This is a genomic window from Aeromicrobium sp. Root472D3 (assembly GCF_001426485.1).
Lineage (GTDB): Bacteria > Actinomycetota > Actinomycetes > Propionibacteriales > Nocardioidaceae > Aeromicrobium.
The window spans coordinates 2,308,729-2,321,889 of the sequence record NZ_LMET01000001.1; the positions used below are offsets into that span (position 1 = coordinate 2,308,729).

General features: G+C 72.3%; 16 protein-coding genes. 5 read left to right on the plus strand and 11 right to left on the minus strand.

From position 1 onward, the window contains the following. Positions 1–326 precede the first annotated feature (326 nt). Genes cobA through ASD10_RS11395 form a run of 4 tightly spaced genes read right to left on the minus strand, consistent with a single transcriptional unit; the run spans position 327 to position 4,586 of the window. Positions 327–1,541 (minus strand): uroporphyrinogen-III C-methyltransferase, encoded by a 1,215-nt coding sequence (gene cobA / locus ASD10_RS11380; protein ID WP_056608386.1) that lies wholly within the window; start codon positions 1,539–1,541, stop codon positions 327–329. Continuing rightward, on the minus strand, positions 1,538–2,839 hold the full coding sequence (locus ASD10_RS11385) for a sulfate adenylyltransferase subunit 1 (protein ID WP_056608389.1): 1,302 nt from the start codon (positions 2,837–2,839) through the stop codon (positions 1,538–1,540). The genes cobA and ASD10_RS11385 overlap by 4 nt, the downstream gene beginning before the upstream one ends. Continuing rightward, positions 2,839–3,750, minus strand: a complete 912-nt coding sequence (cysD, locus tag ASD10_RS11390) for a sulfate adenylyltransferase subunit CysD (protein ID WP_235501820.1) — start codon at positions 3,748–3,750, stop codon at positions 2,839–2,841. Before cysD ends, ASD10_RS11385 begins: the two co-directional genes overlap by 1 nt. A 38-nt stretch (positions 3,751–3,788) precedes the next feature. Continuing rightward, complete coding sequence (locus ASD10_RS11395; RefSeq protein ID WP_082556158.1) at positions 3,789–4,586, minus strand: phosphoadenylyl-sulfate reductase; 798 nt, start codon at positions 4,584–4,586, stop codon at positions 3,789–3,791. A gap of 173 nt (positions 4,587–4,759) precedes the next feature. On the opposite strand from ASD10_RS11395, the gene ASD10_RS11400 reads away from it, so the two are divergent. Beyond that, positions 4,760–5,383, plus strand: coding sequence for an L-threonylcarbamoyladenylate synthase (locus ASD10_RS11400; protein WP_056608395.1), 624 nt, complete (start codon positions 4,760–4,762; stop codon positions 5,381–5,383). Here the strand turns inward: ASD10_RS11400 and ASD10_RS11405 are convergent. The 4 genes from ASD10_RS11405 to ASD10_RS11420 are packed head-to-tail and all read right to left on the minus strand — an operon-like array spanning position 5,367 to position 8,682. Further along, positions 5,367–6,536, minus strand: coding sequence for an MFS transporter (locus ASD10_RS11405; protein ID WP_157432553.1), 1,170 nt, complete (start codon positions 6,534–6,536; stop codon positions 5,367–5,369). The two genes, ASD10_RS11400 and ASD10_RS11405, sit on opposite strands and share 17 nt — an antisense overlap. Before the next feature lie 23 nt (positions 6,537–6,559). Continuing rightward, positions 6,560–7,102 (minus strand): GNAT family N-acetyltransferase, encoded by a 543-nt coding sequence (locus tag ASD10_RS11410; RefSeq protein ID WP_056608400.1) that lies wholly within the window; start codon positions 7,100–7,102, stop codon positions 6,560–6,562. A gap of 39 nt (positions 7,103–7,141) precedes the next feature. After that, positions 7,142–8,011 carry a DNA-3-methyladenine glycosylase gene (locus ASD10_RS11415; protein WP_197983499.1) on the minus strand — a complete coding sequence of 290 codons (870 nt, stop codon included), beginning with the start codon at positions 8,009–8,011 and terminating at the stop codon, positions 7,142–7,144. A 53-nt stretch (positions 8,012–8,064) separates the two neighbouring features. Continuing rightward, complete coding sequence (locus ASD10_RS11420; protein WP_056608402.1) at positions 8,065–8,682, minus strand: DUF1992 domain-containing protein; 618 nt, start codon at positions 8,680–8,682, stop codon at positions 8,065–8,067. Between the two features lie 110 nt (positions 8,683–8,792). Here ASD10_RS11420 and ASD10_RS11425 point away from each other — a divergent pair, with 110 nt between their 5' ends. Together ASD10_RS11425 and ASD10_RS11430 are read left to right on the plus strand one after the other, a co-directional pair. Next, positions 8,793–9,371 (plus strand): isochorismatase family protein, encoded by a 579-nt coding sequence (locus ASD10_RS11425; protein ID WP_056608405.1) that lies wholly within the window; start codon positions 8,793–8,795, stop codon positions 9,369–9,371. Positions 9,372–9,401: 30 nt separating this feature from the next. Then, positions 9,402–10,145: an EAL domain-containing protein gene (locus tag ASD10_RS11430; RefSeq protein ID WP_056608407.1), complete on the plus strand. Its 744-nt coding sequence runs from the start codon at positions 9,402–9,404 to the stop codon at positions 10,143–10,145. 51 nt (positions 10,146–10,196) lie between these two features. On the opposite strand, the gene ASD10_RS11435 is transcribed toward ASD10_RS11430, so the two are convergent. Continuing rightward, positions 10,197–10,481 carry a DUF3072 domain-containing protein gene (locus ASD10_RS11435; protein ID WP_082556159.1) on the minus strand — a complete coding sequence of 95 codons (285 nt, stop codon included), beginning with the start codon at positions 10,479–10,481 and terminating at the stop codon, positions 10,197–10,199. An 83-nt stretch (positions 10,482–10,564) separates the two neighbouring features. Here ASD10_RS11435 and ASD10_RS11440 point away from each other — a divergent pair, with 83 nt between their 5' ends. Beyond that, positions 10,565–10,954, plus strand: a complete 390-nt coding sequence (locus ASD10_RS11440) for a low affinity iron permease family protein (RefSeq protein WP_056608412.1) — start codon at positions 10,565–10,567, stop codon at positions 10,952–10,954. Here ASD10_RS11440 and ASD10_RS11445 read toward each other — a convergent pair. Both ASD10_RS11445 and ASD10_RS11450 read right to left on the minus strand, forming a co-directional pair. Beyond that, entirely contained in the window at positions 10,951–11,538 is a 588-nt protein-coding gene (locus tag ASD10_RS11445; RefSeq protein WP_056608415.1) for a rhomboid family intramembrane serine protease, read from the minus strand. The genes ASD10_RS11440 and ASD10_RS11445 overlap by 4 nt on opposite strands. Beyond that, positions 11,535–12,434, minus strand: coding sequence for an alpha/beta hydrolase fold domain-containing protein (locus ASD10_RS11450; RefSeq protein ID WP_162248850.1), 900 nt, complete (start codon positions 12,432–12,434; stop codon positions 11,535–11,537). The genes ASD10_RS11445 and ASD10_RS11450 overlap by 4 nt, the downstream gene beginning before the upstream one ends. 66 nt (positions 12,435–12,500) lie before the next feature. On the opposite strand from ASD10_RS11450, the gene ASD10_RS11455 reads away from it, so the two are divergent. Next, positions 12,501–13,154: an MBL fold metallo-hydrolase gene (locus ASD10_RS11455; protein WP_056608418.1), complete on the plus strand. Its 654-nt coding sequence runs from the start codon at positions 12,501–12,503 to the stop codon at positions 13,152–13,154. The last annotated feature ends 7 nt before the right edge of the window (positions 13,155–13,161 follow it).

Genomic DNA, 13,161 nt, shown 5'->3' on the forward strand with positions numbered 1-13,161 from the left:
ACACGTCGACCCCGACCAGACCCCCCAACGCCACTCACGCTTCACCCGACAACACCCCCGCGCCGGCTGACACCCACGCCTTCGAGGGTTGCGCACCCCGATGCAAGACCTCACGCGCCTTCAGCGCCAGCGCATCGCGACCATCACGGTCGTGGCATCCCGAACGCAAGGGGCAGCCCAACGACGCGTTCCGTCGTGACTCCCGACAGCTTCGCCCCCTCGACCCGCACGCCCTCCAGCACGGTGCGCCCTTGATCGGTACCGGTGTTGACGTAGGTGAACGTCACCCGCACCCAGTCCTGCAAAGCTCAGGCGCTCGGCCCTGATCATGGCGAGGACGTATCTCGTTCGGCCCAGGCCGGCGAGAGGGTCACCACGTCGCCGATGATCGTGATGGCGGGGGACTCCGCACCGGCCGCCGCCGCGACCTCGGCGAGGGTCGAGAGCGTCGCGACGGTGATCCGCTGCGTCGGGGTGCAACCGCGCTCGACGATCGCGGCGGGGGTGTCGGGGGCGTGGCCACCGGCCACCAGCTCGGCGCACGTGTCGGCCAGGCGCTTGACACCCATCAGCATCACGAGGGTGTGCGACCCCGAGTGGGGGAGGTCGCCGACCTCCTCGTGGCCCGTCACGACGGTGAACCCTCGCGACACCCCGCGGTGCGTGACGGGGATGCCGGCCGCCGCCGCGACGGAGATCGCGCTCGTGACACCGGGCACGACCTCGACGGGGATGCCGGCGTCACGGCAGGCGATGAGCTCCTCGCCGCCGCGGCCGAAGACGTACGGGTCGCCGCCCTTCAGGCGCACGACGATCTTGCCCTGCCGGGCGCGGTCGACCAGGATCGCGTTGATCTCGTGCTGGGGGATCGGGTGGTGGTCGGGCATCTTGCCGACGTCGACGACCTCGACGTCGCTGTCGAGCTCGGCCAGCAGGGCGTGCGGGGCGAGCCGGTCGACCACGACGACGTCCGCCTCGGCCAGCAGGCGTCGTCCGCGCGTCGTCAGCAGACCGGGATCGCCGGGGCCGCCGCCGACCAGCGCGACGAAGCCGTCGGGGTGGTGCGTGCGGTGGCGCATCGGCAGCTCGCCGGCCTGGAGCGCCGCGGCGACCCCGTCACGCAGCGCCGACGCGCGACCGGCGTCCCCGCCGCCGCTGACCGCCACCATGACGTCGTCGACCTGCGCGACCGCCGGCGCCCACGCCGTCGCGTGCTCGGGGTCGCCGCCCTTCAGGCACCAGATCTGTGCCGACTCGGCGTCGGCGGCGACGAGGTCGTCGACGTGCGAGTCGGTCGCGGTCTGCACCAGCCACGCGCCGTGCAGGTCGCCCGGCGCGTAGGTGCGCCGGATCCACTCGACGTCGCCGCGGCCGATCGACGACGCGAGCGAGTCCGAGACCGCAGGGGAGACGACCGTGACCCGGGCGCCGGCATCGACGAGCGACAGCGTGCGGCGGGTCGCGACGTGCCCGCCGCCGACCACCACGACCTTGCGCCCGCCCACGCGGAGCGTCAGGGGGAGGCTGCCTCCACCCGTCATGCAGACGTGGTCGCGGCGTCGACCTCGGCCACGGTGTCGAGCAGCGCGTCGCCGACCATGCCGGCCGCCAGGGTGCCGCCGTCCTGGGCGTCGACGAGCAGGAACGCGCCGGTGCCGCGCGAGTGCAGGTACTCCTCGGCCGGGATCGCGGACGCCAGCCGCAGCGTCACGTGCCCGATGTCGTTCAGGCCGAGCGAGTCGGCCGGGAGGAGCTGCGCGTCGTCGAGGTCGAGCTTGCCGCCGATCGCCTTCACCATCGCCTGGACCGTCCGGGTGCCGTGCTTCAGCAGCACCTTCGTGCCCGGGACGAGCGTGTGGTCGGCGAGCCAGGCGATCGTGCCGTCGATGTCCTGCGTGACGGGCGGGACGCTGCGGGACGTCGCGATCAGGTCGCCGCGCGAGACGTCGATGTCGTCGGCCAGGCGGATCGTCACCGACTGCGGGGCGAACGCCTCGTCGAGCGAGCGTCCCGCGAAGTCGATGCCCGTGACGGTGCTGGTGCGGCCGCTCGGCTGCACCGTGACGGCGTCGCCGACCCGCACGAGACCCGACGTGATCTGACCTGCGTAGCCCCGGTAGTCGCGGAACTCGTCGCCGGCCGCCTGCTGCGGACGGATGACCAGCTGCACCGGGAACCGCAGCGGCTCGGACTGCGGGCTGCCGACGGGGGAGAGCTGCTCCAGGAACGTCAGGAGGCTCGGCCCGTCGTACCACGGCGTCCGCTCGGACCGCTCGACGACGTTGTCGCCGGCCAGTGCCGAGACCGGGATCGTCGCGACGTCGTACAGCCCCAGGCTGCGCGCCGACGCGAGGACCTCGTCCGAGACCCGCGTGTAGGTGTCCTCGTCGAAGTCGACGAGGTCGATCTTGTTGACGACCACGACGACGTGCGGCACCCGCAGCAACGACGCGACGGCCAGGTGCCGGCGGGTCTGCTCCTGGATGCCGTGGCGGACGTCGACCAGCAGCACCACGACGTCGGCGGTGCTCGCGCCCGTCACGGTGTTGCGGGTGTACTGCACGTGGCCGGGGCAGTCGGCCAGGATGAACGACCGCTCGGCGGTCGCGAAGTAGCGGTAGGCCACGTCGATCGTGATGCCCTGCTCGCGCTCCGAGCGCAGACCGTCGGTCAGCAGCGCCAGGTCGGCCGACTCCAGGCCGCGGTCGCGGCTGACCCGCTCGACGGCGTCGAACTGGTCGGCCAGCACCGACTTGGAGTCGTACAGGAGCCGGCCCACGAGGGTCGACTTGCCGTCGTCGACTGATCCGGCCGTGGCGAGACGAAGCAGCGTCCGCATCAGAAGTAGCCCTCTTTCTTGCGATCTTCCATGGCGGCCTCGGAGGCGCGATCGTCGGCTCGTGTCGCCCCCCGCTCGGTCAGGCGGGTGCCGGCGACCTCGGCGATGACGGCCTCGACGGTCGTCGCGTCGCTCTCGACGGCGCCCGTGCAGGACGCGTCGCCGACCGTGCGGTAGCGGACCTGGCGCTTCTCGACGGTCTCGCCGTCGCGCGGCTGCGACACGTCGCTGACGCTGATCAGCATGCCGTCGCGCTCGAACACCTCGCGCTGGTGGGCGTAGTACAGCTCGGGCAGGGCGATGTCCTCGGCGGCGATGTACTGCCAGACGTCGAGCTCGGTCCAGTTGCTGAGCGGGAAGACGCGGACGTGCTCGCCGGGCCGGTGGCGGCCGTTGTACAGGTTCCACAGCTCGGGACGCTGGTTGCGCGGGTCCCACTGGCCGAACTCGTCGCGCAGGCTGAAGACGCGCTCCTTGGCGCGGGCCTTCTCCTCGTCGCGGCGCCCACCGCCGAACACGGCGTCGAACTTGTGGTCGGTGATGCCGTCGAGCAGCGGCTGCGTCTGCAGCTGGTTGCGGGTGCCGTCACTGCGCTCGCGCAGGCGTCCGTCGTCGATGTAGTCCTGCACCGAGGCGACGACGAGCCGCAGGCCCAGGCGCTCGACCGTGGCGTCGCGGAACGCCAGCACCTCGGGGAAGTTGTGCCCCGTGTCGACGTGCATCACCGGGAACGGCACGGGGGCCGGCCAGAAGGCCTTCGTCGCGAGGTGCAGCATCACGACGGAGTCCTTGCCGCCCGAGAACAGCAGGACGGGACGCTCGAACTCCGCTGCGACCTCGCGGATGATGTGGATCGCCTCCGACTCCAGCCACTGCAGCTGGGTGAGACGTCGTTCGTCGGTCAGGGTCATCGGAGCCTTGTCGTGGGTCGTGAGGTCGGTGGCGGTCATCAGGTGTGCAGGCCGCACTCGGTCTTGTCGAGCCCGGCCCAGCGGCCGGCGCGCGGGTCCTCGCCGGGAGCGACGCGGCGCGTGCACGTCGCGCAGCCGATCGACGGGTAGCCGTCGTTGACCAGCGGGTTGACGATGACGCCGTTGTCGTCGGCGTAGGCCAGCAGCTCGTCGAACGTCCACGCCGCCAGGGGGTTGACCTTGACGAGGCCGTTCTTCTCGTCCCACGTGACGAACGGCGTGTCGGCGCGGGTGGGGCCCTCGTCGCGGCGGACTCCCGTGATCCACACCTCGTAGCCCTGCAGCGTCCGGTGCAGGGGCTCGACCTTGCGCATGTCGCAGCACAGGGCGGGATCGCGCTGGTAGAGCTTCTCGCCGAACTCGGCGTCCTGCTCGGCGACGGAGCGCAGGGGGGTGACGTCGACGATGGACAGCCTCATGGACGCCTCGACGGCGTCACGGGTGCCGATCGTCTCGGCGAAGTGGTAGCCGGTCTCGAGGAACAGCGTGTCGACCCACGGGAGGTGCTGCGCGACGACGTGGGGCAGCACCGCATCGGCCATCGAGCAGGCGACGGCGGTGCGGTAGCCGAACTCCTCGGCGACCCAGGCCAGGACCGTGTCGCCGTCGGCGTCGGCGAGCCGGGACTGCGCGGACTCGGCGATCGCCTTGAGCTCGGCGTTCGGGCGCCGCGGCGCCAGACGCTCCTCGCGCTCGGCCAGGTGCGTCGAGCGCTCCTGGTCGTGGGCGATCTGCTGCTGACGGCGCTCCGCGAGCGTCAGGACGGCCTCGGTCATGTCGTCACACCTCTCCGTGCCCGTGGAACCTCATGGGCATCGTTCGCCTCTCAGGATAGGTCGGCGGCACGCGACACCGCGGCGTGCCGGTCCGGCGTCCGGATGGCGGAACGCGAACACGTGACCGGCGTCACACCCGAGACGCGGGTGCCCTCCGGTCCTATGCTCGGACCATGGTCCGCTTCATCGACATCCACCCCGAGAACCCGCAGCAGCGTGCCGTCGACCAGGCGACCGCGATCATCGCCGACGGCGGTCTCATCGCCTACCCGACCGACTCGGGGTACGCGCTCGGCGCGCAGATCGGCAACAAGGACGCCCTCGACCGCATCCGCGCGATCCGTGCGCTCGACGCCAAGCACCACTTCACGCTCGTGTGCAAGGACTTCTCGCAGCTCGGGCAGTTCGTGCACGTCGACAACGCGATCTTCCGCGCCGTCAAGAACGCGACGCCCGGGCCGTACACGTTCATCCTGCCCGCGACCCGCGAGGTGCCGCGACGTCTGCTGCACGAGAAGAAGAAGACCGTCGGCGTGCGCATCCCCGAAAGCAAGGTCGTCGCGGCGCTGCTCGAGACGCTGGGCGAGCCGATCCTGTCGACGACCCTGATCATGCCCGGCAGCTCCGAGGCCATGACGACGGCGTGGGAGATCTCCGAGGAGCTCGACGGGCGCATCGAGGCCGTCATCGAGTCCGGCGAGGACGTCGTTCCCGAGCCGACGACCGTCATCGACTTCTCCGACGGCTCGGCCGAGGTGATCCGCGTCGGTGCGGGGGACCCTACGCCGTTCGAGTGACCCGGGCCGCCAGCGCCACGGGGATCGTCACGAGCGCGACCGCGGCACCGATCACCATCAGGCCGGTGGGGGAGACGGACCGCAGCGCGAGCGTGCTCAGCAGGGGGGCGGCGAAGCCCAGGTACGTCAGGCTGTAGAACACCGCGTTGAGCGACGCCAGGTCGTCGCGGTGGGCGACCTGCTCGATCGTCGTGAGGCCGCCCACCAGCACGAGCCCGTAGGCCGTGCCCAGCAGCAGTGCGGCGACGGGGAGCAGCAGCTCCTGCCCGGTGCGGGCGATCACGACGCCGACCGCGAGGCCCAGCGCAGCGGCGAGCAGGCCCGTCGCGATGATGCGTCGCGGGTCGCCGAGCCGCTTGCCGAAGGGCTGCACCAGCACGCCGGTCCACAGCGTGAGGCCGCACAGCGCGCCGGTCACGGCGATCGGGGCGACACCGATCTCGACGAACGTCGGGACCGTCGCGAAGCTCGTGGAGGCCGCTCCGAAGACCCAGGGGGCCGTGAACAGGATGCCGAGCAGGAACGGACGGCTCCGCAGCACGGACGCCACCTCGCGTCCCTGACGGGAGTGGTCGACGGGGCGTGCCGGGGGCTCGGGAGCGTGCCAGGCGATCGCCACGACGACGACCATCAGCACCAGGTGGGGGAGGTAGGGCAGCAGGGTCGGCACGGGCAGCCACTGCGCGACGACACCCGCGACCAGGGGGCCCGACCCGAACCCGGCCGACAGCGCCAGCGCGGCCCGCCGGGCACCCGTGCCGCCGGGGCGGTCGGCCGACAGCTCCTTGATCCAGGCCGAGCCCGGGGCGAAGGCGGCCCCCGACGCGACGCCGGCCATGAGGCGTCCGAGCAGCAGGACCGCGAGGCTGTGACCGCCGACGATCAGCACGATCGTCGCGGCGACCGACAGGACCAGCACGGGACGCATGACGCGCCGTCGCCCGATGCGGTCGGAGATCGGGCCGACGATCAGCAGCGCCGGGATCAGGCCGATCGCGTAGGCGCCGAACAGGCCCGTGACGGCCTCGCCCGAGAAGCCGTCCTCGTCGCGGTAGACCAGCAGCATCGCCGCGAACTGGTTGGCGCCCCAGCCCACCGCGAACATCGCCGCGGCGACGCGGAACCAAGGGGCGGGAGCGAGGCGCGACGACACCGGGACAGCGTAGGGGCCCCGCGTCACGCGGGGCGGCGCAGGTCGAGCCCGTACAGCGCCTTGTCGCCGTCGATGTCGGCGGCGACGACCTGCCAGCCGCGTCCCTCGTAGAGCCGCGGCGCGGCGCGGTCGCCGGGGACGGTGGCCAGCAGGGCCCGCTCGTGGGGCAGCCCCGCCACGAGCTCGTCGTGCAGCAGGCCCGCGACCCCCTGACCCCGGAACGCGGGGTCGACGACCATGTCGACGAGCTCGAAGTGGTCGCCGACCCACGTCTCGACGATGTCGGAGGGGACCGTCGTGGCGAGCCAGTCGCTCCAGAACTGCCCGCGCCGCCCCGTGAAGCCGTACCCGTAGCCCGACACCTGCCCGTCGGTCGTGGACAGCACGAGCTTGAAGCCGGCGCGGCCCGCGTGACGCGTGAGGGTGACGTCGGCGAAGTCGTCGGCGTCGAGACGGCTCTCGGGCAGGTCCGGGTCGCCGTAGGCCGCCAGGTAGACCGCGGCCATGGCATCGCGGGTCGCGCGGTCGATCGGCTGGTCCGGGTGGGTCTGCACGGTCGTCGTCATGACGAGGTCAACGCGCGGGTGCCCACGGATTCTTCCCGATCAGATGCGCCGGTGGTCGACCCGGGCCATCCGCGGACCACGCCGGTCGGTGCCGACCAAGGGGCTCAGGCCGACGAGCCGGACGACCCTGAAGCGGTGCCCCCGCCACGGCTCGAGCACCTCGGCGAGCTCGACGTCGTCGATGCGCCGCCCGAGCAGGGCCACCCCCACGTCCTTCGCGACGTGGTAGTCGCCGAACGGCACGGCGTCCGCGTCGCCGAGGGCGCGACTGCCGACCTCGGCCGCCGTCCACACGCCGATGCCGGGGATGCTGCGGAGCCCGCGGTGCACGGCGGCGTGGTCGTCGGGGTGGCGCTCGGCGAGCCGCTCGAGCTGCGGTCCGAGCCGGGCGGCCGCCTGGGCCGCGCGGGCCCGGCTGGGGTCGACGCCGGCGAGGTGCCACTCCCACGACGGGACGGCGGCCCACTGCTCGGCGGTGGGCGGCACCCGCAGGCCGTCTGGGGCGGGCCCCGGAGGAGCCTCGCCGAACCGGTGCAGCAGTCGCCGCTGCGCGGCGAAGGCGTCGATGCCGAGCACCTTCTGCTCGATGATGGCCGGGATGAGCGCCTCCATGACCCGTCCCGTGCGCGGCACGCGGAGCCCGGGGAACCGGCGCGCACCGTCGGCCAGGACGGGGTGCGACGGCACGAAGCCCGAGGGGTCGTCGGTCATGCCGACGAGGCGCTCGAGCCCGTCGAGCAGCTCGGTCCGTCCGGGGCCCCACGCCGTGGCCCTGACGCGACGCGGACCGAGCTGCTCGATCGCGTAGGTGACGGGACCCGTGGGCATGCGGCTGGTGCGCCAGATGCGCGAGCCGATGCGCCGGAACGTCGGATCGGCCGAACCGCGGCGCAGCAGCGCAAGCGTCAAGGCGACATTGACGTCCGTGTCGGACGACACCTCGCGGGTCGACTCGGGAGCACTCACCGGGACGGACGACCCCGCCGTCGCCATCGCCGCCACCGGGGCGGGGGAGCGGCAGCGGCCTCCGCGGCGCGGATCTCGGCCAGGCGCGCCTTCTGCTCGGCGACCCGGCGGGTGCGGCGCTCGTGCCAGGCGTCGACCTCGTCGTCGGCGTCGAGCAGCGGGGTGACGACCGGGGGACCGCCCTGCAGCTGGCGGCGTGCCTCGACCACGCGGGCGTTGAAGTCGGCGACGGCGGTGCGCACGCCGTCGGGGGTCGTGATGCGGTCGAGCGTCGTGGCGATCTCGGCGTGCTCCGTGCGCAGGGCCAGGGCAGGTGGCAGGACGCCCGTGATGCGCTCGCGCTCGATCAGCCGCTTGAGCCACCAGTCGGGGTCGTGGGGCCGATCGATGCCCGCGATCGGCTTGCCCGCGCCGGGCAGGTCGTCGAAGTCGCCGCGGCGGATGGCCTGCTGGATCTGCATGTCGACCCACTGGGCCTGGTGCTGCATGCGGTGCGCGCGGGCGGCGGCCTCGTCGGGGGCCTCTTCGTCGTCGTCGTGTCCCTGCTGCGCCGCGGCGGCCTCGGCCGCCAGCCGCTGCCGGTACTCGAACCTCTTGCGATCGCTGGCACTCATCGCGGCACCTCCTCGGCCGTCGCTCCAGTCTACGAAGCGCCCGGTGATGTGTCAGGGGAGAGCACTAGCGTTCGGAGCGTCACGGATGAGGGCCCGACGAAGGAGATCCCATGAGCAGCTGGTCAGATCGTCCGCACACCGCCCTGGTCGTCGACGTGCAGAACGACGTCGTCGCGCGGGCCCACGACCGCGACGGGGTGGTCGGCCGCATCGCGTCGCTGGTCGACCGGGCGCGCTCGAACGACGTGCCGGTCGTGTGGGTGCAGCACCACGACGACGACCTGGTGCAGGGGAGCGAGGCGTGGCGGTACGTGCCCGAGCTGACGCAGCGCGAGTCCGAGCCCGTCGTGCACAAGCAGTACGGCGGCTCCTTCGAGGGCACCGACCTCGAGCAGGTCCTGGCGGCCCGGCGGGTCGGCTCGCTGGTGGTCGCGGGTGCGCAGACCGACGCGTGCATCCGGTCCACGGTCCACGGCGCGTTCACCCGCGGCTACGACGTCACGCTGGTCGGCGACGCCCACACGACCGACGACCTCAGCGCCTGGGGAGCGCCCGGTCCGGCGGAGGTCGTCGCACACACCAACCTGTACTGGAGTCACCAGGGTGCACCCGGTCGCACCGCCGCCGTCGTCGACACGGCAGACGTCGACTTCGGCACCAGCGGGAAGTCGTCACAACCCGTCGCATAAACTCGGACCTCTCCTCAGGACGGGAACTCCATGTCATGTGACGGCTGCTCCCCGGCGTCGGCTCTCGACCTCGACGTCAGCATGGCCTTCCAGCCCATCTACGACGCGGTCGACGAGCGGGTGTGGGGCTACGAGGCGCTGGTCAGGGGAGTCGGTGGCGAAGGGGCCGCCGAGGTGCTGGCGCAGGTCCGACCCGACCAGCGGTACCGGTTCGACCAGGACTGCCGCGTGACGGCGATCGAGCTGGCGTCCCGTCTCTTCCCCGATCCGGAGCAGCTGAAGCTGTCGATCAACTTCATGCCCAACGCCGTGTACGAGCCGTCGGCGTGCCTGCGGGCGACGCTGCGGGCCGCCGACCGCCACGGCTTCCCGCTGACGTCGATCATGTTCGAGTTCACCGAGGACGAGCAGGTCGCCGACACCGAGCACCTGACCGGCATCATCGCGGAGTACCGCAAGCGGGGGTTCACCACGGCGATCGACGACTTCGGCGCGGGTCACGCGGGCCTGAGCCTGCTGGTGGACTTCCAGCCCGACCTGATCAAGATCGACATGCTGGTCATCCGCGGCGTCGACACCGATCCGGCGCGGCAGGCCGTCGTCGCCGGCGTCGTCCACATGGCCGATGCCCTCGGCATCACCGTGCTGGCCGAGGGCATCGAGACCGAGGCGGAGTACCTGACGCTCAGGGGAGCGGGCATCCGGCTGTTCCAGGGGTACTGGTTCGCGCGCCCGGCCTTCGAGGCCCTGCCCCCGCCCCAGAACCCCCGCTAGTTGACATAATGTGCATTATCGGACAAACGGGACGAGGCTGAGGAGCGGGTCTCAGGACTCGGTTCCGCGGCCCGTCTTCTCCTGCAGCCGGTCGATGTGCTCGGACGCCTCGGCCTTGGTGAGATCGGCCGTCAGCGTCTCGCCGGCGTCGCGCGCCAGGGTGTCGAGGTAGCTGCGCTGGGCGCCGGTCATCGGCTCGTCGCCGGTGACCCAGTCGTTCGGATCCTTCTCGGTCGTGTTGGCGGCGTCGGCCCCCAGCACCTCGCCCTCGGGCTGGTCGGTCGGCGCGGCGGTCGGCTGGTCGTCGGGCGTCGAATGCATGTTCGATTCAGTCATGGTTCGACTGTAGGTCGACCGGGCGGTCGGCGCACGTCCAGCGCTGCTCGGCGGATGACACTGGCGGGCGCTAGCGTCTGGCCATGAGCCAGCACGCCGCCGAGCCGACGACCGCCGATGACCGTTCCGCCTTCGACCGGTTCGTCGAGGCCGCCTACCAGCGCGTCAGCAGGGCGCCGTTCTTCGTCGTCTGCGCCGGCATCGTGGTCGCGTGGTTCGTCAGCGTGCCGCTGTGGCCCGACCTGAAGTCGTGGCAGGTCGCGATCCACACGGTCGCGTCGGTCATCTCGCTGCTGCTGCTGGTGCTGCTCGAGAACGCCAGCCGGCGGGCCGAGGAGGCCGCGCAGGAGAAGCTCAACGTCATCGCCGAGGCCCTCTCCGACCTGATGCTGTCGCGCGCTCAGGACGATCCCGGCCTCGACGACTCGGCCCGCAAGCTGCGCCGGGCGATCGGTCTGGAGGACCGGCACTAGTCCCCGACGCGGCGAGGCGTCACGAGCCACGCGGCGAGCGCGCCGGCCGCGGCGCCGAACAGGTGGCCCTCCCACGAGATGCCGGGCCGTCCCGGCAGCACGCCCCACAGGAGCCCGCCGTACACCAGGAACACCACCACGCCCAGCGCGATCTGACCGACGTGACGGCTGAAGACCCCCCTGACGACGAGGTACGACAGCCAGCCGAACACCAGACCGGACGCGCCGAGGTGCACCGTGCCGGGGTCCCCGACGAGCCACACCGCTGCTCCCCCGACGATCCACACGATCGCGGTGACCTGCGCCCACGTGCGCAGGCCCGACAGCCCGACCAGGAACCCGAGCACCAGCAGGGGCACGGTGTTGCCGAGCAGGTGCGCCCATCCCCCGTGCAGCAGAGGCCCGAGGGCGACGCCCTCCAGCCCGTCGACGCTGCGGGGCCTGACGCCGTTGCCGTCGAGGGTTCCCGGCACGACGACGTCGACCAGCTCGACGACGTAGAGCAGCGCCACGAACCCGACGGCGAGGGCGCCCGCCCGCGCCGGTCCCGACATCTCGCGCGGCTCGGCCTGCTGATCGGTCATGGGTCGATGGTAGGCAGGTGCGCCGCCCGCACCAGGGCCGCGAGGTGGTCCAGCTCCCGTCGCGCCTGCTCGGGGTCGTCGCCGTCGAGGAAGTAGTGGTCGCGACCCGGTACGACGCGGTGCTCGAACAGCAGGCCCTCCTGGGCGAGCCGCTGCGCGTAGGCGTCGCCCTCGGCCCTCAGCAGGTCGTGCTCGGCCGTGACGACGACGGTGGGAGGCAGACCCGCCACGGTGTCGGCGAGCAGGGGCGACGCGTACGGCTCGGCCCGCCGGGAGACGTCCTTGAAGTACGTCGCCCGCACGGTCGTCAACAGGCCCGGCCCGATCATGGGGTGCGGGATGGTCGCGTGCTTGTCGTGCACGTCGCCGGCGACCTCGAGCGACGGGACCGCGAGCAGCTGCAGGCGGGGCGACGCGGTGCCGAGGTCGCGGGCCTGCAGGCACGCGGACGCCGCGAGGCCTCCGCCTCCGCTGAAGCCGCCGACCGAGATGCTCTTCTCGTCCAGGTCCCACTCCCCTGCGTGCCCGGCGAGCCACGCGACGACGTCGTGGGCCTGCTCGTGCGCGACGGGGTACCGCACGCGCGGCGCCACCAGGTAGTCGACGTTGACGACCGCGACGCCGGCCTCGGCGACCAGGAAGCGGCAGTAGAAGTCGTCCATCCGCGGGAACCGCATCATGAACGCGCCGCCGTGGAAGTGGACGTGCACGGGCGGTGCCGTCACGCCGGGCGGCCGGTAGACCTCGACCCTGACCCGGCCGTGACGCGTCGGCACGGACCGTCTCGTCGGACGGGGCAGGTCCTGGCCCGCGAAGCGCAACGACCGTCCGTACCGGACCGTCAGGGGTGCGAGGAGTCCGGACATCAGGGCGTACGCGTCGTGGTTCAGGGCCATGCCACCAGTTCGGAGCCGACGGGCCGCCGGTTGGCCCGGTGCGGCGAGGGGTGCACGATGGGACGCATGCAGATCACCCGCTTCGGACATGCCGCCGTCCTCGTCGAGGTGGCCGGCGCCCGCATCCTGGTCGACCCGGGCACGTTCAGCGTCGACGAGACGTTCGCCCTGACGGGCCTCGACGCGATCGTCGTGACGCACCAGCACCCCGACCACCTCGACCAGGAGCGCCTGCCGCCCCTGCTCGCCGGCAACCCCGACGCCGTCCTCGTCTGCGACCCGGAGACCGCGGCGTCGGTCTCGGTCGGCGAGTGGATCCGGAACGCCGAGGGGCTCGAGACCGCGATCGGCGCGGCGTCGGTGCGCGGTGTCGGCGCGCAGCACGCCGTGATCCTCCCCACGCTCCCCCGCATCGCGAACGTCGGCGTGCTGGTCAGCGCCCCGGGCGAGCCGACCCTGTTCCACCCCGGTGACAGCTACGAGCACGCGCCGGACGGCGTCGACGTGCTGGCACTCCCCCTCGCCGCGCCGTGGGCCAAGACCAGCGAGACCGTCGACTTCGCCCAGCGCGTCGCCCCCGCGACCCTGTTCCCGGTGCACGACCGCACGATCTCCGATCTCGCCTACGGCACGTACTGGGGCCAGGTGTCGGGCCACGCGGGCGTCGACGACTGCCGCCTCGTGGACCAGACCGGGACGTTTGAGTTATCTCACAACTGAGATAACG

Bases quoted from the DNA above. Each gene is read 5' to 3' on its own strand.
- cobA (WP_056608386.1), bottom strand. From the start codon at position 1,541: ATGACGGGTGGAGGCAGCCTCCCCCTGACGCTCCGCGTGGGCGGGCGC.
- ASD10_RS11385 (WP_056608389.1), bottom strand. From the start codon at position 2,839: ATGCGGACGCTGCTTCGTCTCGCCACGGCCGGATCAGTCGACGACGGC.
- cysD (WP_235501820.1), bottom strand. From the start codon at position 3,750: ATGACCCTGACCGACGAACGACGTCTCACCCAGCTGCAGTGGCTGGAG.
- ASD10_RS11395 (WP_082556158.1), bottom strand. From the start codon at position 4,586: ATGACCGAGGCCGTCCTGACGCTCGCGGAGCGCCGTCAGCAGCAGATC.
- ASD10_RS11400 (WP_056608395.1), top strand. From the start codon at position 4,760: ATGGTCCGCTTCATCGACATCCACCCCGAGAACCCGCAGCAGCGTGCC.
- ASD10_RS11410 (WP_056608400.1), bottom strand. From the start codon at position 7,102: ATGACGACGACCGTGCAGACCCACCCGGACCAGCCGATCGACCGCGCG.
- ASD10_RS11420 (WP_056608402.1), bottom strand. From the start codon at position 8,682: ATGAGTGCCAGCGATCGCAAGAGGTTCGAGTACCGGCAGCGGCTGGCG.
- ASD10_RS11425 (WP_056608405.1), top strand. From the start codon at position 8,793: ATGAGCAGCTGGTCAGATCGTCCGCACACCGCCCTGGTCGTCGACGTG.
- ASD10_RS11430 (WP_056608407.1), top strand. From the start codon at position 9,402: ATGTCATGTGACGGCTGCTCCCCGGCGTCGGCTCTCGACCTCGACGTC.
- ASD10_RS11435 (WP_082556159.1), bottom strand. From the start codon at position 10,481: ATGACTGAATCGAACATGCATTCGACGCCCGACGACCAGCCGACCGCC.
- ASD10_RS11440 (WP_056608412.1), top strand. From the start codon at position 10,565: ATGAGCCAGCACGCCGCCGAGCCGACGACCGCCGATGACCGTTCCGCC.
- ASD10_RS11445 (WP_056608415.1), bottom strand. From the start codon at position 11,538: ATGACCGATCAGCAGGCCGAGCCGCGCGAGATGTCGGGACCGGCGCGG.
- ASD10_RS11450 (WP_162248850.1), bottom strand. From the start codon at position 12,434: ATGGCCCTGAACCACGACGCGTACGCCCTGATGTCCGGACTCCTCGCA.
- ASD10_RS11455 (WP_056608418.1), top strand. From the start codon at position 12,501: ATGCAGATCACCCGCTTCGGACATGCCGCCGTCCTCGTCGAGGTGGCC.